20 protein-coding genes and 4 pseudogenes are annotated in these 21,640 nt (G+C 39.9%); 4 read left to right on the top strand and 20 right to left on the bottom strand.

Annotated features, from left to right (window positions below):
* Both J7438_RS05710 and J7438_RS05705 read right to left on the bottom strand, forming a co-directional pair.
* Window positions 1–969, bottom strand: coding sequence for a UDP-glucose 4-epimerase family protein (locus J7438_RS05710; protein ID WP_209275776.1), 969 nt, complete (start codon window positions 967–969; stop codon window positions 1–3).
* A gap of 16 nt (window positions 970–985) precedes the next feature.
* Window positions 986–2,116 carry a glycosyltransferase family 4 protein gene (locus tag J7438_RS05705; protein ID WP_209275775.1) on the bottom strand — a complete coding sequence of 377 codons (1,131 nt, stop codon included), beginning with the start codon at window positions 2,114–2,116 and terminating at the stop codon, window positions 986–988.
* Window positions 2,117–2,247: 131 nt separating this feature from the next.
* On the opposite strand from J7438_RS05705, the pseudogene J7438_RS05700 reads away from it, so the two are divergent.
* Window positions 2,248–3,055, top strand: a pseudogene (locus tag J7438_RS05700) (IS5 family transposase).
* A gap of 15 nt (window positions 3,056–3,070) precedes the next feature.
* On the opposite strand, the gene J7438_RS05695 reads toward J7438_RS05700, so the two are convergent.
* The 4 genes from J7438_RS05695 to J7438_RS05680 all read right to left on the bottom strand — a co-directional run bounded on the left by J7438_RS05695 (window position 3,071) and on the right by J7438_RS05680 (window position 7,210).
* The gene (locus J7438_RS05695) at window positions 3,071–3,835 is read right to left on the bottom strand and encodes a glycosyltransferase (protein WP_209275774.1); all 765 of its coding nucleotides are present in this window, start codon (window positions 3,833–3,835) and stop codon (window positions 3,071–3,073) included.
* Between the two features lie 72 nt (window positions 3,836–3,907).
* Window positions 3,908–4,849, bottom strand: coding sequence for a glycosyltransferase family 2 protein (locus J7438_RS05690; RefSeq protein ID WP_209275773.1), 942 nt, complete (start codon window positions 4,847–4,849; stop codon window positions 3,908–3,910).
* 3 nt (window positions 4,850–4,852) lie between these two features.
* Complete coding sequence (gene glf / locus J7438_RS05685; RefSeq protein ID WP_209275772.1) at window positions 4,853–5,953, bottom strand: UDP-galactopyranose mutase; 1,101 nt, start codon at window positions 5,951–5,953, stop codon at window positions 4,853–4,855.
* A gap of 12 nt (window positions 5,954–5,965) precedes the next feature.
* Window positions 5,966–7,210 carry an oligosaccharide flippase family protein gene (locus J7438_RS05680; protein ID WP_209275771.1) on the bottom strand — a complete coding sequence of 415 codons (1,245 nt, stop codon included), beginning with the start codon at window positions 7,208–7,210 and terminating at the stop codon, window positions 5,966–5,968.
* A 797-nt stretch (window positions 7,211–8,007) separates the two neighbouring features.
* On the opposite strand from J7438_RS05680, the gene J7438_RS05675 reads away from it, so the two are divergent.
* The gene (locus J7438_RS05675) at window positions 8,008–8,304 is read left to right on the top strand and encodes a hypothetical protein (RefSeq protein WP_209275770.1); all 297 of its coding nucleotides are present in this window, start codon (window positions 8,008–8,010) and stop codon (window positions 8,302–8,304) included.
* On the opposite strand, the gene J7438_RS05670 is transcribed toward J7438_RS05675, so the two are convergent.
* The 6 genes and pseudogenes from J7438_RS05670 to J7438_RS28620 form a co-directional block, all read right to left on the bottom strand.
* Complete coding sequence (locus tag J7438_RS05670) at window positions 8,301–9,092, bottom strand: glycosyltransferase family protein (RefSeq protein ID WP_209275769.1); 792 nt, start codon at window positions 9,090–9,092, stop codon at window positions 8,301–8,303. The genes J7438_RS05675 and J7438_RS05670 overlap by 4 nt on opposite strands.
* The gene (locus J7438_RS05665) at window positions 9,093–10,091 is read right to left on the bottom strand and encodes a glycosyl transferase family 2 (protein WP_209275768.1); all 999 of its coding nucleotides are present in this window, start codon (window positions 10,089–10,091) and stop codon (window positions 9,093–9,095) included.
* Window positions 10,092–10,098: 7 nt separating this feature from the next.
* Window positions 10,099–11,217: an FAD-dependent oxidoreductase gene (locus tag J7438_RS05660; protein ID WP_209275767.1), complete on the bottom strand. Its 1,119-nt coding sequence runs from the start codon at window positions 11,215–11,217 to the stop codon at window positions 10,099–10,101.
* Window positions 11,218–11,377: 160 nt separating this feature from the next.
* Window positions 11,378–11,802: pseudogene (gene tnpA / locus J7438_RS05655) on the bottom strand (IS200/IS605 family transposase).
* Complete coding sequence (locus J7438_RS05650; protein WP_503003886.1) at window positions 11,793–12,350, bottom strand: ISAs1 family transposase; 558 nt, start codon at window positions 12,348–12,350, stop codon at window positions 11,793–11,795. Before J7438_RS05650 ends, tnpA begins: the two are co-directional and overlap by 10 nt.
* Window positions 12,320–12,469 (bottom strand): transposase family protein, encoded by a 150-nt coding sequence (locus J7438_RS28620; protein ID WP_503003885.1) that lies wholly within the window; start codon window positions 12,467–12,469, stop codon window positions 12,320–12,322. The genes J7438_RS05650 and J7438_RS28620 overlap by 31 nt, the downstream gene beginning before the upstream one ends.
* Window positions 12,470–12,587: 118 nt before the next feature.
* On the opposite strand from J7438_RS28620, the pseudogene istB reads away from it, so the two are divergent.
* A pseudogene (istB, locus tag J7438_RS05645) lies at window positions 12,588–13,128 on the top strand (IS21-like element helper ATPase IstB); the annotation flags it as partial.
* Window positions 13,129–13,172: 44 nt separating this feature from the next.
* Entirely contained in the window at window positions 13,173–13,415 is a 243-nt protein-coding gene (locus J7438_RS05640) for a hypothetical protein (RefSeq protein ID WP_209275766.1), read from the top strand.
* A gap of 230 nt (window positions 13,416–13,645) precedes the next feature.
* Here J7438_RS05640 and J7438_RS05635 read toward each other — a convergent pair whose 3' ends face one another.
* The 8 genes and pseudogenes from J7438_RS05635 to J7438_RS05600 all read right to left on the bottom strand — a co-directional run bounded on the left by J7438_RS05635 (window position 13,646) and on the right by J7438_RS05600 (window position 21,635).
* A complete protein-coding gene (locus tag J7438_RS05635; RefSeq protein WP_209275765.1) occupies window positions 13,646–15,724 on the bottom strand; it encodes a hypothetical protein in 2,079 nt (692 codons plus the stop codon).
* The gene (locus J7438_RS05630) at window positions 15,699–16,847 is read right to left on the bottom strand and encodes a hypothetical protein (RefSeq protein ID WP_209275764.1); all 1,149 of its coding nucleotides are present in this window, start codon (window positions 16,845–16,847) and stop codon (window positions 15,699–15,701) included. The genes J7438_RS05635 and J7438_RS05630 overlap by 26 nt, the downstream gene beginning before the upstream one ends.
* Window positions 16,831–17,208 (bottom strand): EamA family transporter, encoded by a 378-nt coding sequence (locus J7438_RS05625; protein ID WP_209275763.1) that lies wholly within the window; start codon window positions 17,206–17,208, stop codon window positions 16,831–16,833. Before J7438_RS05625 ends, J7438_RS05630 begins: the two co-directional genes overlap by 17 nt.
* Window positions 17,201–18,010, bottom strand: a complete 810-nt coding sequence (locus J7438_RS05620; protein WP_209275762.1) for a sugar phosphate isomerase/epimerase family protein — start codon at window positions 18,008–18,010, stop codon at window positions 17,201–17,203. The genes J7438_RS05625 and J7438_RS05620 overlap by 8 nt, the downstream gene beginning before the upstream one ends.
* Window position 18,011: 1 nt before the next feature.
* Window positions 18,012–18,779: an NAD-dependent epimerase/dehydratase family protein gene (locus J7438_RS05615; protein WP_209275761.1), complete on the bottom strand. Its 768-nt coding sequence runs from the start codon at window positions 18,777–18,779 to the stop codon at window positions 18,012–18,014.
* Between the two features lie 324 nt (window positions 18,780–19,103).
* A pseudogene (locus J7438_RS05610) lies at window positions 19,104–20,045 on the bottom strand (ISAs1 family transposase).
* A gap of 208 nt (window positions 20,046–20,253) precedes the next feature.
* The gene (locus J7438_RS05605) at window positions 20,254–20,985 is read right to left on the bottom strand and encodes a TIGR04282 family arsenosugar biosynthesis glycosyltransferase (protein ID WP_209275760.1); all 732 of its coding nucleotides are present in this window, start codon (window positions 20,983–20,985) and stop codon (window positions 20,254–20,256) included.
* A complete protein-coding gene (locus J7438_RS05600) occupies window positions 20,940–21,635 on the bottom strand; it encodes a TIGR04283 family arsenosugar biosynthesis glycosyltransferase (RefSeq protein ID WP_209275759.1) in 696 nt (231 codons plus the stop codon). Before J7438_RS05600 ends, J7438_RS05605 begins: the two co-directional genes overlap by 46 nt.
* Window positions 21,636–21,640 lie beyond the last annotated feature (5 nt).

Here is a 21,640-nt window from a genome sequence, read left to right as displayed (position 1 = left end):
TTACAGCTTTCCTTTTAAACTTTTGGTTTTCAAATAACCACTGACTGTCTCCGAAATACCTTGTTCCACGGAAAATGGAGGTTGCCAGCCAAGTAGCTTCCTGGCTTTGGAAGAGTCAACCTGCAAATCACCAATCAATCGATCTACGACACCAGACTTACCCAGCAAACTGGCCAAAGCACGAAAAAGATAAGGTGGCACTGAAAAAAGGTGACGTTGCCGACCAAGATGTTTTCTGATGACAGAAACCAAATCTGACAAGGAGAGGTCATCTCCATCCGAGATCAGAAATGTTTCATTAGCTGCTGCCTGATGATCCAAACAATGAACAATAAAGTCAACAAGATTACCGAGACAAACCATGCTCCGATTGTTGTGAATGGCCCTGAAGGGTAATGGTAAAGAAGTGTCAGCCATTTTTATCAAATTTAAAAAATTGGCTTTTACCCCCGCACCATATACCAGTGGTGGTTGAATAATCACCACCTCCATACCTGACTGCTCGCCTAATGCTTTGAGCTTCACTTCCGCTTCTTTTTTGGAAAGTCCATAGGGATCTTCAGTCCCAAGTGCAGACTGCTCAGAATAGGGAGGTATACCGGTAGTACTTTCCCCATAAACTTTCACCGAGCTGACAAAAATAAAACGACAAACACCCGCATCAGTAGCCTGCCGGGCAAGGTTAAGAGTGCCTTCGGTGTTCACCCGGCGATACTCCGCAACAGGGTCTGCAGTTTCATCGTTCATAATGTGCGCACGGGCAGCAAGGTGAACAACAACGTCCACATTCTTCAAAGGAACTGACCAGTCTGTTGCATCATCAATAGAGCCGACGAAAATATCCCGAGATTTGACAGGTGCACTTGAAGCGTTGCGAATGGCAGACTTGAAAGGGATATTCTTTGATGTAAGCAATCGAAGCAGGGCCTGGCCAACAAAACCGCTACCTCCGGTAACAAGAAGATTCACAGAAATACGAAACCGGTTAGTTATCAAAAATGGCTTGAATCAGGCGAGTATTGATTTTGTCAGCATCATAATGGAGTTCAGCAAATTCCCGCCCAGCTCTACCCATGGATTCTACAGCTTCGGGGTTTTCAATAAACCAGAGCATTTTATCAATCAGTGCCTGAACATCATTTATCTCAACAACAAAACCTGTTACTCCATCAAGCACTGAGTGTCGACAACCTGGCACATTGGTCGTAATGGCTGGGCGACCAATCGCCATCGCCTCCTGGGTGCTTCGGGGAAACCCCTCTCGATAGGAGGGAAGTACAAACACCGAAGCATTCGTCAACCACTCAACAACATTGTCTACCTGCCCAGGGAACTCAACGATACCATCAGTTTGATATTGCAACACTCGCTTTGCCAGTTTTTTACTGCTCGCTTTTTTCTCCATTTGCCCGAGTATGGTAAATACTACTCTAGGATAGGATTGCTTGATGGCCTGCGCTGCATCCAGGTAAAAATGGATACCTTTCTCTTCCAGTAAACGACCAATAAAAATAAATCGAAATGGTGCCTTCGGTGGCGGTGAGTAACAGTAATTGCTTAAATCAAGACCTATTCCACCAAGAATCAGCGTATCTTTGGCTTTTATAGAGTAATTCTCAAGAAGTTCATGCTGGTCATCACCATTTAAAAAAATGACCCTATCCAACTCCGAAAGCATGCAGCGGTACAAGAACACCTGTACTCGCTTGGCAAACCATCGCTTAAAAGATATTTTTTTTGTAGGTGTAAAGGTGTACCCCAGCCCCTCCAGCATACCAACACAGCGTTTCACTCCGGCGAATCTTGCTGCAAGGCTGCCAAAAATCACCGGCTTTGAGAAGTAGGAAAATACAACATCAATTTGCAACTCACGCAGCCTACAAGATAACTGCCAAGTATGGATAAGATCCGTTAGCGGGTTTAAACCATATCTTGATAATGAGTATGATACCGGCGTTGCCCCCAATTTACGTACACGCTCCATGGTTAACTCATCATAATCCATGGCAAAGGCGAAAACGGTTATTCCCTCCTTAATCAGTTGTTTGATTAAGTCAGCGCGAAAAACCAAGAGAGTCTGGGCAGTTGTTCCAATGATGGCAACCTTGGTCTTCATAAGATACATCTACATTGATTCATAAATATATTCTAAGTTTCTATTCAAGGATTTTCTTAGAGACTGTTGTAAAAGTTACTGACCATTAACTCAGGGTAAAAACTCAAAGTCGTCTATAACTACAGTATCTGATTAGCAGAAGAAGGAGGATAATTATGTATCCATCCGACCTGACCGATGACGAGTGGGCATCCCTCAAGCCTCTATTCCCTGACCCTGGCTATTATGATACTTCAAAAAATGGTCGACAACGTGACTGGATTTATCGTCTGATATTGAATGCCATATTCTATCTCACTAAAACAGGCTGTCAGTGACGAATGCTGCCTTCTGACTTTCCACCATGGAGTACTGTCTACACCTATTTCCGAATTTGGAAAAATGATGGCATATGGAAGAAGGTGCATGATGCACTTCGTGACCAGGTGCGAATTCAGGCGGGCAAAGAGCCACCACCAACAGCCGCAAGCATTGACTCCCAATCTTTAAAACCTCGGTAAAAGGGAAAGGGGGGATCGAGGCTATGATGGCGGAAAGAAAATAAAAGGCAGAAAACGTCATATAGCTGTTGATACTCTTGGCCTGATTCTGGTGGTATGGGTGCACGCAGCCGCATTGAGTGATAGTTTTGCAGGACAGTTCATATTGGCTCACCTTAAGAAATACTTTAAAAAAATCCGGAAAGTCTGGGCTGATTGTGGCTACCGGGGTTACCTTGAAGAGTGGTTTTATCGCTTCAAACCCAAAAGGGAACTTGAAATCACAAAACGCCCACGGGGAAAGTTTGTCATTCAAGCCAGGCGCTGGGTTGTGGAGAGAACCTTTGGCTGGATTGAAGGTTCCAGACGTTTATCTAAAGACTATGAACAGCTGGCAAGGAGTTCAGAAGCCTACGTTTATATATGCATGATTCGAATAATGCTACGAAGGCTTAAGTAGTTTTAAAACAGCCTCTTACCTTTTTCCTTTTAACAAGGCTTTTATGATCCATAGAAGCCCCCCAAAGAAAAAGCGGATTTTCTTAGTAAAGAAAAGTTCCCGGAACATCAATCCAACTGATTCAGAGTAAGGCAATATACCTCCTTTAGATTGATTGCCTGATATACGGTACTGAATGTAGATTTCAGGTACTCTTACAAATCTTGTCTTTGTGGACCGCGCCAATCGTAACCAAAGATCATAATCTTCAGAACCAAACCCCCAAGAATAGCCACCATGGCTTACAAGCGTATTCAGAGATATTGCTGTCGCAGGATGACATACAGGATTGTTCCACCATAAACGTTTTTTGATTTCTTCTGACTCCATGAAAACTGACTGATCTTTAAGAACACGCCCATTAACATCAATCCATTGGGCTGAACCTGACAAAACATCAGGATATTCAAATTTTTTAAGCGCATTTGCTGTATTAGACAATCTATCAGGCAAGCAAATATCATCAGAGTCAAAGCGAATAACGTAATCAGCACTGATTAAGTTAATACCATAATTCAAATTAAAGGCAAGCTGCCCAATTTTTGTTCTGTATATTTCTATTCTATGATCCTTTAACCCACTTAAGTATGACCATAAATCATCATCGCAGTTGTTTGCAATAATATAAAATTTGAAGTCAATGTAAGTCTGTTTTAAAACGCTGTCTATGGCCAGCGGTAAAAAGTCATCCAATTTATGAGCACACATTAAGAATGCAAATGTTTTATTTTCATAGGTCATCTAACTAAAACTCAAACAACATTATAATATATATGAACCATCATAAATAGGCGGATACTTTCAGAACATAAATTAAATATATTTAGCTTTGCCAAATCTACCTAATACACCATCTTTAATTCCTTTCAGAATCGCATTGGAGCGTGCAACATCCCTGTATAAAAAAAGATAGGCCAAGAATTTCCCCGTCAAATATAAAACACTCTTTACGTAAGATAAAAATCTCATTGTAGAATTATTTTCATATATTTTACTATCCATGAGGAATTGGTTCCTAGCATAATAGTAGAGGTAAAATCTTGACAAAATGACTTTTTGCCTATTGAAAATTATGACAATTTCTCCTGAGCTACGCTGCTTATGCAAAGTTACTTCCGGTACAATATAAACTCCAAAAGCTTCGCCTAATAAGAAACCGTAATAAGTGTCATCTTCCGAGATAAAAAAATCACTATCCGGTAAACCAACGGTTGATACAGCCTTTTTACTTAAAAACAAACCTTCAAAACAACAACAGTTTGTTTTTGCCACTCCATTATTTTCCAGCATAGGCCTCATTATTGTTTCATCATTAACGGCTCGGCCTTTCGAAATATCATATCGCTGGAACCAAGTTATGACGTCGCCACTCACATCGGTTCGCTGCCCTTGGAGAGCATGATATTGCTCTTTATAATGGCTCAGTTTTTCCAGCCCGTCATTCAGAGGTATAACATCATCATCCATTAGCCAGAACCAGTCATGGCCTCTTTCATGGGCTATTTTCAGTCCATTGTGGAAACCACCGGCACCACCAAGATTATCATCCATCAGGCAATAATGAATCTTTGACAACTCTAAATAGCCTGATGATTTTAAAAAATTGCTGGTACCATCGGTAGAATCATTATCGATGATGACAATTTCATCTAGTGGGCAAGTTTGTTTCAACAAACCATCTAGGCACTTTACCAGCATCTCTTTGCGATTATAGGTCACCACTACCGCACAGGTAGTTTCCTTTTCTTTTTTCATTACTTAATTCCGCAGAAATGCATTCAACTCATCGAGCGCTGTTCTGATACACACATCCATATCCATATAGCGGTATTGCCCAAGCCGCCCGACAAATGACGTTTTCTTTTCTGACACAGCAAGCTCCTGGTACGCACTCAGAAGCTCATGGCCTCCCAGCAAATTCACAGGATAATATGGTGTATCACCCTCACCACATTCACTGCTGAATTCCTTAAAGTAAACCGTACCTTTATGAGTCTCCCAAGGGGAAAAGTGCTTATGCTCGCTGATTCGGGTATAAGGCATATCGGCATCGCAATAATTCAGAACGGCACAACCTTGGAAATCCCCCTCTGCAATGTGCTTTTCAAATGTCAAGGTTCGGTATGGCAAGCGCCCAAGTCGATACTGAAAGTATCCATCGATGGTTCCGGAATAGAAGACATGATCATACTCAGCAACCATGTCATGCTGAAAAGGCGTATTAAGTAAAACCTGGATATTCGCATGATCCAAAATATTATCAATCATCGCGGTATAGCCCTGTTCCGGCATTCCCTGAAACGGGTGATTAAAATAATTATCATCATAATTAAATCGTACGGGTAAACGTTTAAGGATACTGGCAGGCAGTTCTTTCGGGCTCCTTCCCCACTGTTTTTCTGTATAGCCTTTCATAAACGTTTCATAGAGATCTTTACCGATATACTTCATCGCCTGCTCTTCAAAGCTCTCAGGCTCAGCAATGGTGTTATCAGCAATCTCTGCAATAAACTGGCTGGCTTCATCAGGTGAGAACGTCTTGCCAAAGAACTGGTTGATGGTGTGCAGATTCACCGGCAACGAATACACACTACCTTTTGCCACCGCTTTCACCCGGTTTACAAAGGGAACAAATGTGGCAAACCGGTTAACGTACTCCCACACTTCAGCATCATCGGTATGAAAAATATGGGGGCCATACACGTGCTGCATAACCCCGGTTTCTGCGTCTCGTTCTGTATGACAGTTACCTCCAATATGCGCCCGGCTATCGATCACGGTTACTTCATGACCATGTTCAGCCAATCCACGGCTGATAACCGCACAGGTCAGGCCTGCGCCTACCATTAATATTTTCATAACGACTACAAATCAGTACCTAAATTTATTTTTGAGAACAACCATCATCATCGCGAGGGTGACAAAGGCTTCTGAAATCACCACAGCCCATGCCATGCCAATGGCTTGGAAATGCTCAGCCAGCAGGATTGCCAGAACCAGATTAACCGCACCGGCAGAAATGATGATTTGGTTAAATACTCTGTCTTTCCGCTTAGGCAAAAGGTATTGAATGCCAAATACATTACTCAGGGCAATTAACGGAATCAGCAAAGACAACACCTGCATAATAGGAATAACGGATTCATACCCCGGCCCGAGGATAAAAGGCACCAGCCAGGGTGATAAACAATAAAGCAAAACGGCACCCGTTACACCAAAAGCGGCCATAAAAGCCGTCATCAGAAGTCCCATCTGCCTGGCTTGATCAGGGTTAAGCCCTGCGACCACTGTTATACGGGGAAAAATGGCCTGGGATATGGGCCCCAGCAAACTTAGACCGGCCTTGGTAATTTTTTCAGCTGATAAAAAACCACCAACAGTGGCAGCGGGCGCAAAAAAACCAAGCAGTAATCCATTTGCAGTGGTATAGAAGCTGACGGAGGCTGTAAAAACAAACATGCTGAAGCCTTCCCGAAGTGCTTCCAGCGCGCCGTTTATACTGACTCTAAAACCTCCAACCTGCCTATAAATCATTCCATTAGCAATCAGATAGGCAATCGCCTTAGCGCCACACTGAAATACCAATGCCCAAACACCATCTTCGGGTTTCTTGATAAACAGAAAAATCAAAACCAGTGAGAGAATAGCACTTCCCACATCCAGAAGGGAGTTAACAGTAAGATCTTCTTTCCCTTGAAAATACCAGGTAGGCCTGAAACCCAGAACAATCGCATAGACAACGGTCACGATATGCCAGCCCAGATTACTTTGGGACAAAGGGACAATGCATAAAAACATAACCAACCCGACCACAGCAAGCATAGCAAGAAACAGCTTAGCACTCTGTACCTGTTGCACAACAGAGGTTACCCGATAAGTATCTAACTGCGCCTCAGCAATACTGCGTGTAGCCGATAACTGGAAACCATACTCTATAACCATTGAAAACCAGAATGCTATACTTAGGCAATACATATATATGCCAAAAATTTCAACGCCAAGAGCCCGAGACAAAAAAGGGATCAAAACAACAGGGCTGGCAATAAGTGATAACTGAATAACATAAAGAGCAATGGTGTTTTGCAGGAGAGATTTATTTGGAAATGAATTAAACATCAGCTTAAGGTAATGTTAAAAAAAATAATATGCACAAATAATAATCTAACTGAGTAGAAGAAAAATAGTATAAAGAACACTACTAAGCTATCAAAATAATCCTGATGTTACAGGAGTGCACGGACCTATAAAAATCTAACCAATAGATAGTGCCTGACAGAAAGCCCATGAATAGAATAAGTAACGATCTGATCTGACACTACCTCTTCAAAAGAGAGGGTTACCGGTTTAAGTTTGAAGTACCACCAACAAACAAAACCAAAGGGTGACCCCCAATGAACCAGAATAACATGGAAAAATCATGAAACCCCGCATCCTGCAAGGACTTCAGACAGATATCGAGTGCTCATTTGGCCTTTTTCTGTTTCCGCTTCAGACCAGATTTAAAGGTTTTGGTATTGTTCAACATATTAACTGCCATATGTCGAAAACCAGTGAGCATTTCAGCTGCATTGCCTCTTCCACATATTCTGGGCCATCATGAACACTTTTTGGAATTTTCCAGAATGAGCGTTCATGTTCGCCAGAATACGCAACTGGCTTGAGAAGTGGGTGACTCCCGACGGTAAAGTCATCAGTGATCTCCCGCCGAGTGCTCTTAACGGTCATCATTTCGGCCCGCAGCTCCGAGCATTCATTTTGCATCAGTATTTCGCCTGTGGCGTACACAGCCCAGCTACTGGAGTTTCTCTGGGATATAGGTGTTTCTATCTCGACAGGGGAGCTCAGTAACCTGATTACCAAAGGCCACGAACGTTCCACTAGGAAAAAGACGAACTACAGGCGACAGGTATCCGTTGCTCCCATTACCTGCAAACAGACGACGCCGGGGCGAGACAAAAGAACAAAACGGTTGCTGCACTGTCATCACCAATGAGTTGTTTACCTGGTTCAGCACCACAGAGAGCAAAAGCCGGGAAAATTTCCTGACATTACTGCATCGCCCGTACCGGACCTATGTGCTGAATGCAGAAACCATAGGCTACCTCAGGGAGCATAAATTCGCAAAGAAATGGCAGCGTATACTGGCACAATATCAGGATATCCACTCCCTGAGTGAGAAAGCCTGGAAAGCCTTTATGCAAGTAAATTAGACACCCGTATTCTTAAGATCATATTTTCCGAATACAACAGAAAAAAGCTTTTTTAAAACGTTAAAATTACCTTGAATTGGAGTAATTTTTGTAGGTAATCTGCCATCTTGAGGATATTTTCTCGTAACTGGTATTTCAATACATTTGAAGTTGAGCCTAGGTGCTGTCCTTGCTAAATAATAATGAAGCTCATAACCAGTAAATACCGATCTAAATAGGCCTACATTTCTATTTAAAAGAAAATTCATGCTGTACGCTCTAAAACCATTCGTTGTGTCAGTATATTGAAAACCGCTGGCCAACCTCATTAATGGAGCATGAATAAGTTTTAGCCCTAATAGCCGAGTGATTGGGGTATTAATAGCCTCACCTCCAGGAATAAACCTTGAACCTTGGACATGATCCCAACCTTCAGAAAGCTTTAAAACAAAATCATTAATATTTACTACGCTATCTTTATTATTTCCATCTATAACCACAACGCCTTTGTAGCCCCTATTCATTGCCCAAGAAAAAGCAATTCGCATTTGACTGCCAAGCTTTCCAAAATCATCCTTAACAAGAAGTGAGTTGACACCATAAGATTTCAATACATCTGTATTTGTGGAGCCATCTGTACTACCCCCGTCAGAAATCACTATATCAGCTTGCAAAGCAAGCTGACTCATTTCTTTCAGCTGATTTAAAAGTCTATTACCTTCATTAATCACAAACACACAAACACAGTAGTCAAAGTTCTTTTCTGAGAATTCGACACATTGAAACTTCGGAATATCAAGGTTACTCACTTAAGATTTCCTTCCTGTTTGAACAAGATTAACTTCACTTTCAACAGAGTCGAAGAGAACATTAAATCTATTTTCATTGAGCATGACAGAGCTATTTTTCTCATACACAATTGAATAATCTTTATGTTCACTTCTGTCATCAAGCAACCGTGCAATGTATTCACCAAAAAAGGCCATGATTGTGAAAAGAAAAATAAACATAACTGACAAAAAGATGATAGTAGTAGTCCAACCAGCAACAACATTATTTTTAAACAAGTTAATTATCAAGCTATACGAAGCGACAAAAAGTGAAATAATGCTTGCAGACAAGCCAACTACACTCATCCATCTTAGTGGCTTTGTCGAGTTAAAGACCAAATATTGAAAAGACTCTTTAAACCCCTTTGAAAAAGATTTCTCAATTTTTTTTCCCTCAACTAATTTATATTCATGCTTAGAAATTTTATACCCTGACTGAGAAATCTTGACATAAAGCTTGTGGTGAAACCTGCCTGACTCAGTAATTGAGTTAATAGCTCGCCGACTAAAACAAAGTAAACCGGTAGCATTTCGAGGAATCCCATACCCAATATCCTTTAGAATACTGGTAACTAACGGCCTAATGCAGCGATAAGCAAAAGATGTACTTACTTCTGCAGTTCCAACCACAATATCATCACCACTCCGGCAAGACTTAACAAAGTCATGAATTTTAAAGATTGGATCCCGCCCCAAATCAAAACAAAGAACAAAATCACCTATAGAATTCTCAAGACCAGCAGCAACCAAAACATCATGATCAACATCGGTTGTAAGTCTTATATATCTTATTGATGAAACAGCTACCAATAATCTATGAATATTAATATCAATATCAACTTTCCCCGGGGAATCAATAATTAATATTTCAAAATCAGAAAATCTTCCTTGAAGATACTGATGAAGCTGGAAAACTTTTGACTCAAAATCATTCAAACAGAAACCATTAATCACAACTGATACAAAACAGTTATCCATAAAAACCTCAACTATCAAGACCTAAATTTTTTATAACATCAATAACATCATAAACATTATCAATCTTTCCCCCCATAATACAGTGAAAACCTTTTAAACCGTAGTTCGCTTTAAATAATATAGGTCGAGAATCATCAGTCTCACTTCTAGGCAATATAGTTTTTACCTCCCAGAGAGATTCTTTATAAATTGATAAATCCAGTATTGGCAAATACCTTTTTGCATCATATCTCATTTTATTCCATGCACTTTTTTTATTAACATTTGCAATATGCTGATGTGAATCAATATAGGCTGAATCACTATCATGCCATTCATAATGAGGCGTATATCGTACATGACTGAAAGAATGCAAACCTTTAGATGGAAAAGGCATTACTGAGAAAAACGGCCCACACATTACTGTGATCCCAACACCTTTCAAGGCATCAGGAACCTCCACAAGGCACATCTCTGTCATTTCATGCTTAAGGTGAATATTTTTCATGTACGAATTTGATACAACTTTATTTATCTGAGAATATGTACAGTTATAAACTTGCCTAGCGCTAATAATAAAATCTTCATCTTGGTGGTAATAGTTAACATCAATACCGCCCATTTTGGATTCAGAAATTTTATACACCTCAGCATTAGTCGTTAAGCAAACAGACGTAGCCTCCAATCGCCCCAACATTATCTCTCTTAGCTTTTTCGAATCGAATGCAAATTCTTTTGCAAGAAAAACCTCCTCAATGAGCTTAGGATTTGTTAAATTTTTAACTTTTGATGAAGCCACTTCACAGGGTAGATCTATTCGTTCACAAAAGCTCTTGAATTGTTTCCCGGTGACCTTACCCATCAAAGAGCCAATCATGTAATATTTTACAAACTCATCACAAATACAGTCTCTAAACTCATTATTGAATTTAGGGAATGATACCCTTGATCGTAAAGCTGTCAAAACACTCCTTGGATAATGGTAACCATTATGTACCCTTGCCTGATTAACATAAGATGCACGGGTCATAAACTCCTTTTCTTTTTCTAACAAAATAACTGACTTACCAATCTTGGAAAAATATTCAGCAATAAAAAGGCCAAAAAAACCACCGCCAATTATGGCAATATCGAATTGTACTTTCATATTAAATAAAAATTGAAATTTACTAAAAATACTTCTAAAACTACCACCGAAGTAAATGATCCACGTTCTTAGAACGTGGTTTTGCTTTGGGCCTTCTAAAAGGGGGCTGAAACAGCCAGCCTTCTGAGAAGGCTGGTGCAAGTTGCCCCAAAATTGAAGGTTATTTCCTAAAGTCTATCTCCTGCTGGAGACGTTCTTTCTTCTCTTGGTACTTTACATACTTGCGAATCATTTCTGCATCAACTCCAATAGTGTCAACACAATAGCCTTTTGCCCAGAAGTGATTGCCCCAATAAGGCTTCTTCTTAAGATAAGGGAATTTTGTGAACAACCTCAAAGCCGTCCGCCCCTTCACCGTTCCAACAAGTTGCGAGATCGAAACTTTTGGAGGCACTTTTACCAGTAAATGCACATGATCATTCTGAATATTCAGTCAACCCAGCATTGAAGCTGGCTGCAAAAGACTTGGATACAGTTATGCACCTCCGCCTTCACGGCACCAGTAAGAACTCGAAACCTATACTTCGGCACCCAATCCCAGGGAAAATCATGAAACCCCGCATCCAGCGAGGACTTCAGACAGATATCGAGTGCTCATGGCGGCCTTTTTTCTGCTTCCGCTTCAGACCAGCTTTAAAGGTTTTGGTATTGTTCAACATATTAACTGCCATATGTCGAAAACCAGTGAGCATTTCAGCTGCATTACCCCTTCTGATTCGACAATCATCTTCTCTCATTGCAACATCCATTTTCCAATGGAGTTTATTCTCGATTGCCCAATGCTCTCTTGCAGCATGTGCAAACTTTTCTGCAGTTAATTGCGCAGAGGAAATGTAATAACGCACACTGATGTCGTCAGCATTAAATACACCATCTTCCATTCTTGCAGACAAAATAATTCCGAGAGTTTTCATTCCTTTCCAATCAAAAGGAAGATTAACAAACTCATCAAAGATATCACTAACTATCTGAAGACGTGTTTCCATTCTACCATGGCTTTTTTCTTCAGTTCTGAAAGTTTCACCCTTCCATTGATTCATTTTTTCAACAGAAAAATGATTCTCAAATGCTTCATGAAGCTTGCCCTGGTTACCTTTTACCGCTAGTCTTCGATTTCTTCCCAGCCTTCGCAACCTGCAATGACTGCACAAATGACTAAGAGCAGAATATCAGCAAGTTTACGATCTATTTTCCATTGCTGACTTGCGTCATAAATAACAGATAGCCTATTTATTAAATCAAATGCATTCATTTTCAGAACATCCAAATCTTTTTTATATAAGACACTGGATATTTATTTTACTCTATAAGGGGATGTCCTTATAGCCATTGAGCCCAATGGTTTCGGGGCTTTCATGATTTTTCCCTACATTGACTTCCGCCACCCTCGCGGTCTCAAGCGTGAGCAGTTTCAACAGTTACTGGGCAGTGAGTGGCTGGATAAAGGATCATCAAAACGTCATTATCACCGGACCAACCGGGGTTGGTAAAACCTGGCTGGCCTGTGCCCTGGCCCAGAAAGCCTGTCGTGATGGTTATACAGTCCAATACCAGAGACTGCCAAGATTGCTGCAGGACCTGAGCCTTGCCCGTGCTGATGGTCGCTAACCGAAGATAATGACGGCGCTGGCCAAAACCGACTTACTCCTTCTGGATGACTGGGGGCTTGCCCCCTTAAACGAGAATCAGAGGCGAGACTTGCTGGAGCTGGCTGAAGACCGGCATAACCTCAAGAGCACCCTGATTACCAGCCAGATGCCGGTTGATCACTGGCATGAACTGATCGGTGATCCGGCACTGGCAGATGCGATTCTGGACCGGCTGATTCATAATGCCCACCGCGTCCCTCTGAAGGGTGAGTCACTGCGCAAGAAACAAGCAAAACTGGCGAAGTTCAAACCTACGTCCTAAGCTCCAGCTCGATGCGTCGCTGCGCTTCGATGGGGGGTGGCCGAATGTTTCCGGAATGGGTGGCCGGATACTTCCGGAATCAGTGGCCGAATGTTAGTGGAATGGGTGGCCGAATGCTCCGGAATGCGCAATTGAGTCTGCAGAACTCCCGAAAAGACCACTGCACTGATAGAAAAACGTTACAAGGCCATGACTTACTTTACCAACAATCATCACTTAATGAAGTATCAACAGGCTTTGAAGCACAACTGGCCGATAGGCTCCGGGGTAACCGAAGCGGCATGTAAAACACTGGTCAAACAACGGTTGTGTGGTTCAGGCATGAGATGGAAATCAGCAGGTGCGGAAGTGCTTCTGGAAACAAGGTCTCTGATCCAGAGCAAGGGTCCCTGGGAACAACTTTGGTCCAACTTTATGTCAGGCAAAGTGATAGTTGACTATTGAGCCAATTATCAACCTGAGAGAGCACCCGTGTTGGCAATCAAAGCGATACCAATCTGATTAAGATTTGACCCCTTTAAATATCAAATCCATTTACCGCTCTCACTGAAGGAGAATCAAAGAATAGTTTAATAATTTTTTCCTTATCAACATCTTCAACTTTATAATAGATATTATTCACTTTTATATTTGAACCCCCAATAAAATCACTTAACTTTCTTATTGATAATTCAACAGGTCTACCATCCTTGACGACCACTGGAAATTCAAATGAACTTTCATACCATGGTATGCTCACAGGCATTTCATTAAGAGCGCCAGTTTTATTTATCAGAAAACGAGTAGACTTACCAAGCAGTGGTATAAAACCAAACGGCATTTCAATTTCGTAATCAATACGAACAGTATATAATTCGATGTCATGACTTTTAGAAATAAGTGTTCTCCCATCCAGCAATAGATATTCACTCCTTTTTTTCTCAGCATCTTTTTTCTTCTCAATCTTCCACAGGGAAAACTCATCTAAATCCAAAATAGGCTGATACTTGTGTACTAACTCTCTAAAAAAGGGCCAATGCCAATTAATTAGCCACTGCGTAAACCTTTCAGGCTTAGCAAACGCTACATAATCCACACCACTATTACGGAATGATGAATAGTACTCTAGCCTTGATTCTTTCCCAAGTACATGTATCATCATTTCAGTTGGAGCAGGATTCTCCTTATAGTAATATAAATTTAGTAAGCTTCCTGGGTAAATTTCCCAAATACTAAAGTCCTTAGCATATCCACTATTATTACCTTGCTTAACTTCATTTTTATTCAGGACTGCTTCACCGAGTGATAGAATTTCAGCCCCTCCCCGTTTCCAAAGGGATTCACCATTAAGTTTTGATTCTGAGATAAAATCATAATATTGCTTGTAGAAACCTTCTTTAAGTATCGATGATAAATTAAATATTTTTTCCAAACATGTTTTCTCAGATTCAAATTCAGATTGCATGAATTTATCACGCAATTGCACAGACATTTCCATGTTTACAATATGTTTTAAATTTAGGCAAAAGGATTTTGTAACATCAACAGTAATCACATTACGGTTATAATCAACATCTGATACAAAATACTCTATATCATCATTATCAAGCTTTATTCTTTTTTTGGGCATTAAATATTTTGCAGATTTTAAGCTGATATCATAATTAGAATTTCTACCATAAAAAAAACCATCATCAAAACTTGTATCAACGTCAATTACAGTCTCTCTTTGATTCTTTTGAATACTAGGAATAACCTTAACAATATTTTTCCTCGTATCGAAATATGGCTCGATAAAAGATGAGGAATCATGAGTCACTATAAATTCTTTATCATTAACTCTTATTACCTGATCGATTTTTAACTCCTTACCCCCAACTAATAGCGTATAATTTTTTTCTATATTTATTTTATTATGAAATGGGAGATGTCTAAGATGGAATCCTTGACTCTCAGCCTTAGGTTCGATCACTTGGACAAGTCCACCGCGAACAACCCCCATTTGGTCCTGGTTCAACATCATAGTAAAAGGCTTTATTTGATCTTTAATTATTTTTGGAAATATCAGATGTTTTATTGCAGTAAAAGGTGGAAGTAGTGCAGAAATTTCAAGAACATTACCGTCTACATTCAATAACGTACCATAATAATATTCTCCATTAATGTCTTCGAGTTTCAAGTCTCGTCCCACGAACTCAGACAACGCAAACTTATCACCTCCGACTGTTTTGAATCTAAATTTCCTATTTAAACCCAAGAAAAAATCAGAACTAATTACAGTGTCTAGCTTTGCTGATTTCGTAAAAAAGCCACCATTCTCAGCTCTCATACTATCAGAATAGCCTGAGGTAAAAAAACTACCTCCAAAATCCCTAGCTATAGCGTTAGTACTTAACTCCAAGAACTTTGAATATTGATGTTTAATATCAAAAGAACCACTGGAAATATGGAAATCATAAAAATTGCTAAGGTAAACCCCTTCAAAAGCATTATTGGAATATTCAATTTTATTAATATTGTGATTATTAACGGACGAATAATATGCCCAAAATAGTACTGAAGTAAATGGAAGAAAGTAAAATAAAAAAAGATTAACTTTCTTTTTGAATGTTCGCATTAACCTTATCCAGAAAAAATATTAAAAAGAACAACAATGACAATAGAGCATATCTAGAGAAGAGGGCTGTTTGATGCCCACCAATATATCCAATATTTGAAGCCCATGACAATAACGCTGAAAAGAATAGAGATGAAAAAACAACAAAAATCTCGACCCGCATCATCTTTAAGATTAAAAACGCAACTTGAACCAAAAACAAAGCACTTGAAAATATAGTGATTATTTGACTGGGAAGTGCCGAAATTATTGAGAATGAAAATATCTCACTAACATCATCATAAAAACCATTTGGAAAAACACCAAACACCCATGCTTGATCATCGGATATAGTCTTTATCACCTTTATTGTTTCTAAATTTCCAAAAAACAAGTAAGAGCTTATAACCAAAAAAATCAGGAATAAAGAAATTAGAGAAACAGAAACAGATACAGACTTCATTAATTTCTTATTATAAACAAAATATAAAAAAATTGAGCATACCCCCCCTACAAAGCTATAGAAGCCTTGTTCGGCAGATAAATAAACACCAACTACTCCCGCTATTCCATATAATAAATATGACCTCAAAGAATTAATTCCACCACTAACTTTCCTCACAAAATAATAACTCATAAGCCCCATAAGAGCATGAGGAAAAAACCTTATTGCCATTGGAGCCCCCAAAAATAGTGGGGAGATGTATCCACCTGAAAATGGAATCAAATGAAATATTGTGATTAAAACCAAGGTTATACAAACGCTTTCAAGAAGATCGAAAAGAAGCCTAACTAAAGCTAATATTGAGAATACTAAAAATAAAAAATTAACAAAAAAAGTACTATAAAGAGCAGAAACAATCTCACCAAAGCCAAGTGATTTCAAGAGGCTATATCCCGGGTAGATTATATACGGAATTCCATTTCCATGAAAATAAAAGAAATCAACTCCAGGATACTTCCCAAAACTAATTTTAATTAAAGGGAACAATGTTTGAAATGTTCCATCCCAAGGCGTCATATTAAAATATTTAGCACTCAGTCCAAAGTTATAGGTTATAAAGACTAAAAGCAGCATCCAGCAAAATACAATATAAAACCAAGAAGCACGGCCCTTCTCGACACCCTTATAAACCATACCCACTCCGACTAACCAATATTACTCCACAACAAATAATTATCGAACCAGCTATTCTTTGAAAATCTAATCCTTCCCTAAAGAAAAAAACACCTCCAAAAAGAACAAAAACAAACCCTATTGAAATAAATGGGTATGCATAGCTGACGTCAACTTTTTTCAGGATAAAGATCCATATCAGTAAAGCAATCACTTGAAATATTACACCTACCATCAAGTACATATTTGATAGCATTTCTTTTATCAAAAGCAATATATCAATTAATGATTGTATTTCAATTTCAGGTAGATTCTCTGCCCCCCTCTTCAGAAATAATTGAGCCGAAGATGAGAATAGAACACTCAGCAAGATGATCAAATTAAACACTATAAACCTTCTTCACATAATCTATTGCTTTTTTAATATCATCAACAGGGGATTCTGTTTTTTTCATCTCAACTATGACTTTCTTATCATAACCAACTGATTTCAAAGCCTTAAATACTTTCTTATGATTTATTTCACCCTCACATATTACATTCAAATCTTTTTGGCTTATATGAAAATGAGTTATCATTGAATCATTTTGTAAAATAGACTCTTCGATTTCTTCATCAGCCAAGTACATACCAGCAGTATCAAAATGAGCCTTTAAACCTTTGTGATTAACATACCTAATAAACTCGACGAGCTCGCTCGTAGTCACCAAAAAATCAGCTCCATAATATTCAGGGTTATTTTCAATGCAAAAATTGCACCCATTTTGACTCGCATACTCCGCTATTGGAGAAAAAAAATCTTCAGCCACCCTAAACGACTCAGCTTTATTCAAACACCCTTTGATACGGTTTTTCGGCGAGCCGAACACCAAGTTTTCGGCATTTAAAATAGCAGCCATTTCAATTATTTTGAATAAATGTAACTTTAAGTCTTCTCTTTCTGAATTATCACCAAAAATATTACCTTTCGGTCCGCCATACAGTAAGGCCTGCATAGAACACACATTGAAACCTTCATTATTCATTTTATTTTTATATCTCATAACCTCCTTTTCTTTAAAGCTTTCCACATTTTTTACAATCTTTGCTGGTGCAACCTCGATATTTTGAACTTGATTATTTTTCAAATAATCTAATACCAGCTCTTCATTCACATCATCCCATGCTATATTTGAGATACCTATTTCCATATCACACCTGCCTGCAACCATTCACATACTGTCTTAACTGTTCCAGAACCTGTTTTTTTGAATAGAGATAGCCATTATCTGACCCGTAGAAATTACAATATTTTGTTTTAAAATCATAGTTAACTGCTTTCATATCGAGTTTATTATCAAATCCATTTATACCGCAAATAGAAGCTACCTCTCTTACAGAAATTGGTTCAACAGCGAAGTTTATAAGCTTTATATTCTCCATTAATGCCACATCAATATCTCTCACCAATTTTGACAAATCATAAAATTGAAATTCATTTCTCGAGTCAATTTTATCGATCATATTGTTATTCAAAAAGTCAAAAATAATATTTTTTTTAAGCCCTTCTCCAAACAACCCAGGTAGTCTGACAACTGTAAAATCATCAAATATTTTTGAAATTTCTTTCTCAAATAATAAGCGATGCTTTCCATATGGTTCACACTCCCCTATAATAATTTCCGAATCCTCATCTACACCTATAGGATTTGGATAAACATCAACGGTAGATATTAGAACAACTTTATTTGCCTTTACGGTCATTAAATCATCTATCAACCTCTGAATATCACCCCAATCTTTTTTCGGCTCTTTATTTGCAACCCACTTAACTGCAGATACACCAGAAATATAAAGTTCATCAAATTTACAATTTCTAATTTCTCCAATATTTTTTGAGTTATAATAGTAATCAAATTTTTTTTCTTTTATAATATTACCACCAACAAAACCTGTATAACCAATTATTGCCTTCTTCATTTTTTCTCCATTACCATATTTTTTTGAAAGTTAAGTTAGAGGCTGTTTTAAAACTACTTCTTAAGGTTGACATTATATTCCATCCACAGGGCAGAGAAGAATCATGATACCCCACACCCTGCGAGGACTTCAGACAGATATCGAGTGCTCATGGCGGTCTTTTACTGCTTCCGCTTCAGACCAGCTTTAAAGGTTTTGGTATTGTTCTCCATATTAACTGCCATATGCCGAAAACCAGTGAGCATTTCAGCTGCATTGCCCCTTCTGATTCGACAATCATCTTCTCTCATTGCAAGTTGAGTAGACCGTGGGAACCAGGGAAAATCATGAAACCCCGCACCCTGCCAGGACTTCAGACAGATATCGAGTGCTCATGGCAGCCTTTTTCTGCTTCCGCTTCAGACCAGCTTTAAAGGTTTTGGTATTGTTCAACATATTAACTGCCATATGCCGAAAACCAGTGAGCATTTCAGCTGCATTACCCCTTCTGATTCGACAATCATCTTCTCTCATTGCAACATCCATTTTCCAATGGAGTTTATTCTCGATTGCCCAATGCTCTCTTGCAGCATGTGCAAACTTTTCTGCAGTTAATTGCGCAGAGGAAATGTAATAACGCACACTGATGTTGTCAGCATTAAATACACCATCTTCCATTCTTGCAGACAAAATAATTCCGAGAGTTTTCATTCCTTTCCAATCAAAAGAAAGATTAACAAACTCATCAAAGATATCACTAACTATGTGAAGACGTGTTTCAATTCTACCATGGATTTTTTCTTCAGTTCTGAAAGTGTCATCCTTCCATTGATTCATTTTTTCAACAGAAAAATAATTCTCAAATGCTTCATGAAGCTTGCCCTGGTTACCTTTTACCGCTAGCAAATAATCAGCACCTTTATCCTTGCCTTTGTCGTATGATCCTCTTGCTGTTTTTCCATCAATTGCAATGATCTCACCATTAGTTGCCCGGTGGCAGGCTTACATCCACTCAATAAAACATTTCTGGAATTGCTTTGGTTTAATAGCAGCAACTACCCTGGAAATTGTATGATGGGAAGGAATGCCGTATTCAAATTTACCATATTTTTTTAACCAAACCATTCGCTCATTGCCGAAGTCTTCAATTTCTTCCCAGCCTTCGCAACCTGCAATGACTGCACAAATGACTAAGAGCAGAATATCAGCAAGTTTATGATCTATTTTCCATTGCTGACGTGCGTCATAAATAACAGATAGCCTATTCATTAAATCAAATGCATTCATTTTCAGAACATCCAAATCTTTTTATATAAGACACTGGATGTGTATTTTGCTCTATAAGGGGATGTCCTTATAGCCATTGAGCCCAATGGCTTCGGGGGCTTTCATGATTTTTTCCTAAAGAAAGATTAACTACTTATCACTTACAATGTGTCAGAAGTGATCTCTTAAGCTAGCGCCATTTAGATCATAAATACTTTTTATTCACACATTAACAGGCAGAGCACCCTTGATTAGAGCGCAGCCACTGCAATAACTCTCTCTGACTCTCACTTAACCGCCCGACCTTGCCTGAGAGATTGTTTTCAAGTCTCTTGAGATCTTCAGCCGCGTCCACATCCTGCTCCTTTGGCAAGTAGTGAATATCCCTGCCTTCCAAACGAGAGACCAGTTCGTTAAATGTTGTGTCCTTGCTGTAGGTTACGCTTTCCCAGACTTTCCTGAGTACGGGGCGTCCGGTGCCGAAGAAGTAAAAACCTCCATCCTCCGCTGGTCCAACTACGCATAAATCTGGATCATGCCTCATCTGTGCAATGGCACTGACCAGGTGCCCGCTGCAAAGTTGAGGGCTGTCCGATCCAATCATCACAACGCCATCATAGTCATCGAACAGTCTCTCAGAGATCGTCGCGAGCCTTGCTCCAAGATCACCCTCCCCCGTCCACAATGCGGGATACCCCCGTCCATCAAACTGCACTGGTCCATCTTCTTCAGCGAGCGCCCAATGCGGAAACACCTCGACTTTGCTGGTCGCTACAACAGACAACATCATGTCGTGAGTACAGGCAATGCTCCGCGAGTAGAATGCTTCAGCCAACTCCACGCCGACAGTTGAGGCAAGCCGCGACTTAACCGGCGAGAGGCCAATCGTCTTGGCAAAAATAGCAACGGCTATTTTCATCGGAATACTCGCATCAGCTGCCGCCGTTTCAGCTCCAGCCAATTGGGCACAGCCTGCACAATGGTCAGCCAGACGTGCTTCACCGTAACAGATAACCAGCCACCCTTCTGGTACTTGCGAGCTGACGTGTAAACCGGTGCAGGGAGCCGAATAACCGGGTATCCCTCCTGCCTTACCTTCCAGACAAAGACGTGGTCTTCGCCATAAGCCAAGTCTTCACGATATCCGCCCAGCTTGGAAAAGAGAACCTTCGGTATTAAGAACCCCTGATCACCAAACGGAATCTTCATCCACCCTGCTCTCCAGCGAACCGCCCTTTCATTCCAGCCCATTGCTTTCGGTCCATCATCCAGGAACTTCAGATCAAAGAAGTAGAGGGCTTCGGCTTTCCTGGCTATCCCATGACCAAGTTGCTTAAGTGTTTCCTGATTAATCCGCGAATCCCCATGCAAAAACCAGATCATGTCGTGTGTTGCCATATGAACGCCCGCATTCATCTGCCCCGCCCGTCCTTGCCCTTCGCGGCAAACAGTGAGCCTGACGTTTTCGGAAATACCAGATACATCCGGGTTAAAATTCTGTTCGCCAGGACAAATAACAATCTCGCTATTTTCCGGCAATTGAAGCTGCGGAATGAGGTCGGCCCAGGCATCATCACTGGGAGCAACTGGGATGATGACCGAAACGGGCATATCTG

Source organism: Thalassotalea sp. G20_0, assembly GCF_017744175.1.
GTDB lineage: Bacteria > Pseudomonadota > Gammaproteobacteria > Pseudomonadales > Endozoicomonadaceae > Endozoicomonas.
This window is presented reverse-complemented; position numbering and strand designations above follow the sequence as displayed.

Bases quoted from the DNA above. Each gene is read 5' to 3' on its own strand.
- J7438_RS05705 (WP_209275775.1), bottom strand. From the start codon at position 2,116: ATGAAGACCAAGGTTGCCATCATTGGAACAACTGCCCAGACTCTCTTG.
- J7438_RS05695 (WP_209275774.1), bottom strand. From the start codon at position 3,835: ATGACCTATGAAAATAAAACATTTGCATTCTTAATGTGTGCTCATAAA.
- J7438_RS05690 (WP_209275773.1), bottom strand. From the start codon at position 4,849: ATGAAAAAAGAAAAGGAAACTACCTGTGCGGTAGTGGTGACCTATAAT.
- glf (WP_209275772.1), bottom strand. From the start codon at position 5,953: ATGAAAATATTAATGGTAGGCGCAGGCCTGACCTGTGCGGTTATCAGC.
- J7438_RS05680 (WP_209275771.1), bottom strand. From the start codon at position 7,210: ATGTTTAATTCATTTCCAAATAAATCTCTCCTGCAAAACACCATTGCT.
- J7438_RS05665 (WP_209275768.1), bottom strand. From the start codon at position 10,091: ATGGATAACTGTTTTGTATCAGTTGTGATTAATGGTTTCTGTTTGAAT.
- J7438_RS05660 (WP_209275767.1), bottom strand. From the start codon at position 11,217: ATGAAAGTACAATTCGATATTGCCATAATTGGCGGTGGTTTTTTTGGC.
- J7438_RS28620 (WP_503003885.1), bottom strand. From the start codon at position 12,469: ATGAATGCATTTGATTTAATAAATAGGCTATCTGTTATTTATGACGCA.
- J7438_RS05640 (WP_209275766.1), top strand. From the start codon at position 13,173: ATGTTTCCGGAATGGGTGGCCGGATACTTCCGGAATCAGTGGCCGAAT.
- J7438_RS05635 (WP_209275765.1), bottom strand. From the start codon at position 15,724: ATGCGAACATTCAAAAAGAAAGTTAATCTTTTTTTATTTTACTTTCTT.
- J7438_RS05620 (WP_209275762.1), bottom strand. From the start codon at position 18,010: ATGGAAATAGGTATCTCAAATATAGCATGGGATGATGTGAATGAAGAG.
- J7438_RS05615 (WP_209275761.1), bottom strand. From the start codon at position 18,779: ATGAAGAAGGCAATAATTGGTTATACAGGTTTTGTTGGTGGTAATATT.
- J7438_RS05600 (WP_209275759.1), bottom strand. From the start codon at position 21,635: ATGCCCGTTTCGGTCATCATCCCAGTTGCTCCCAGTGATGATGCCTGG.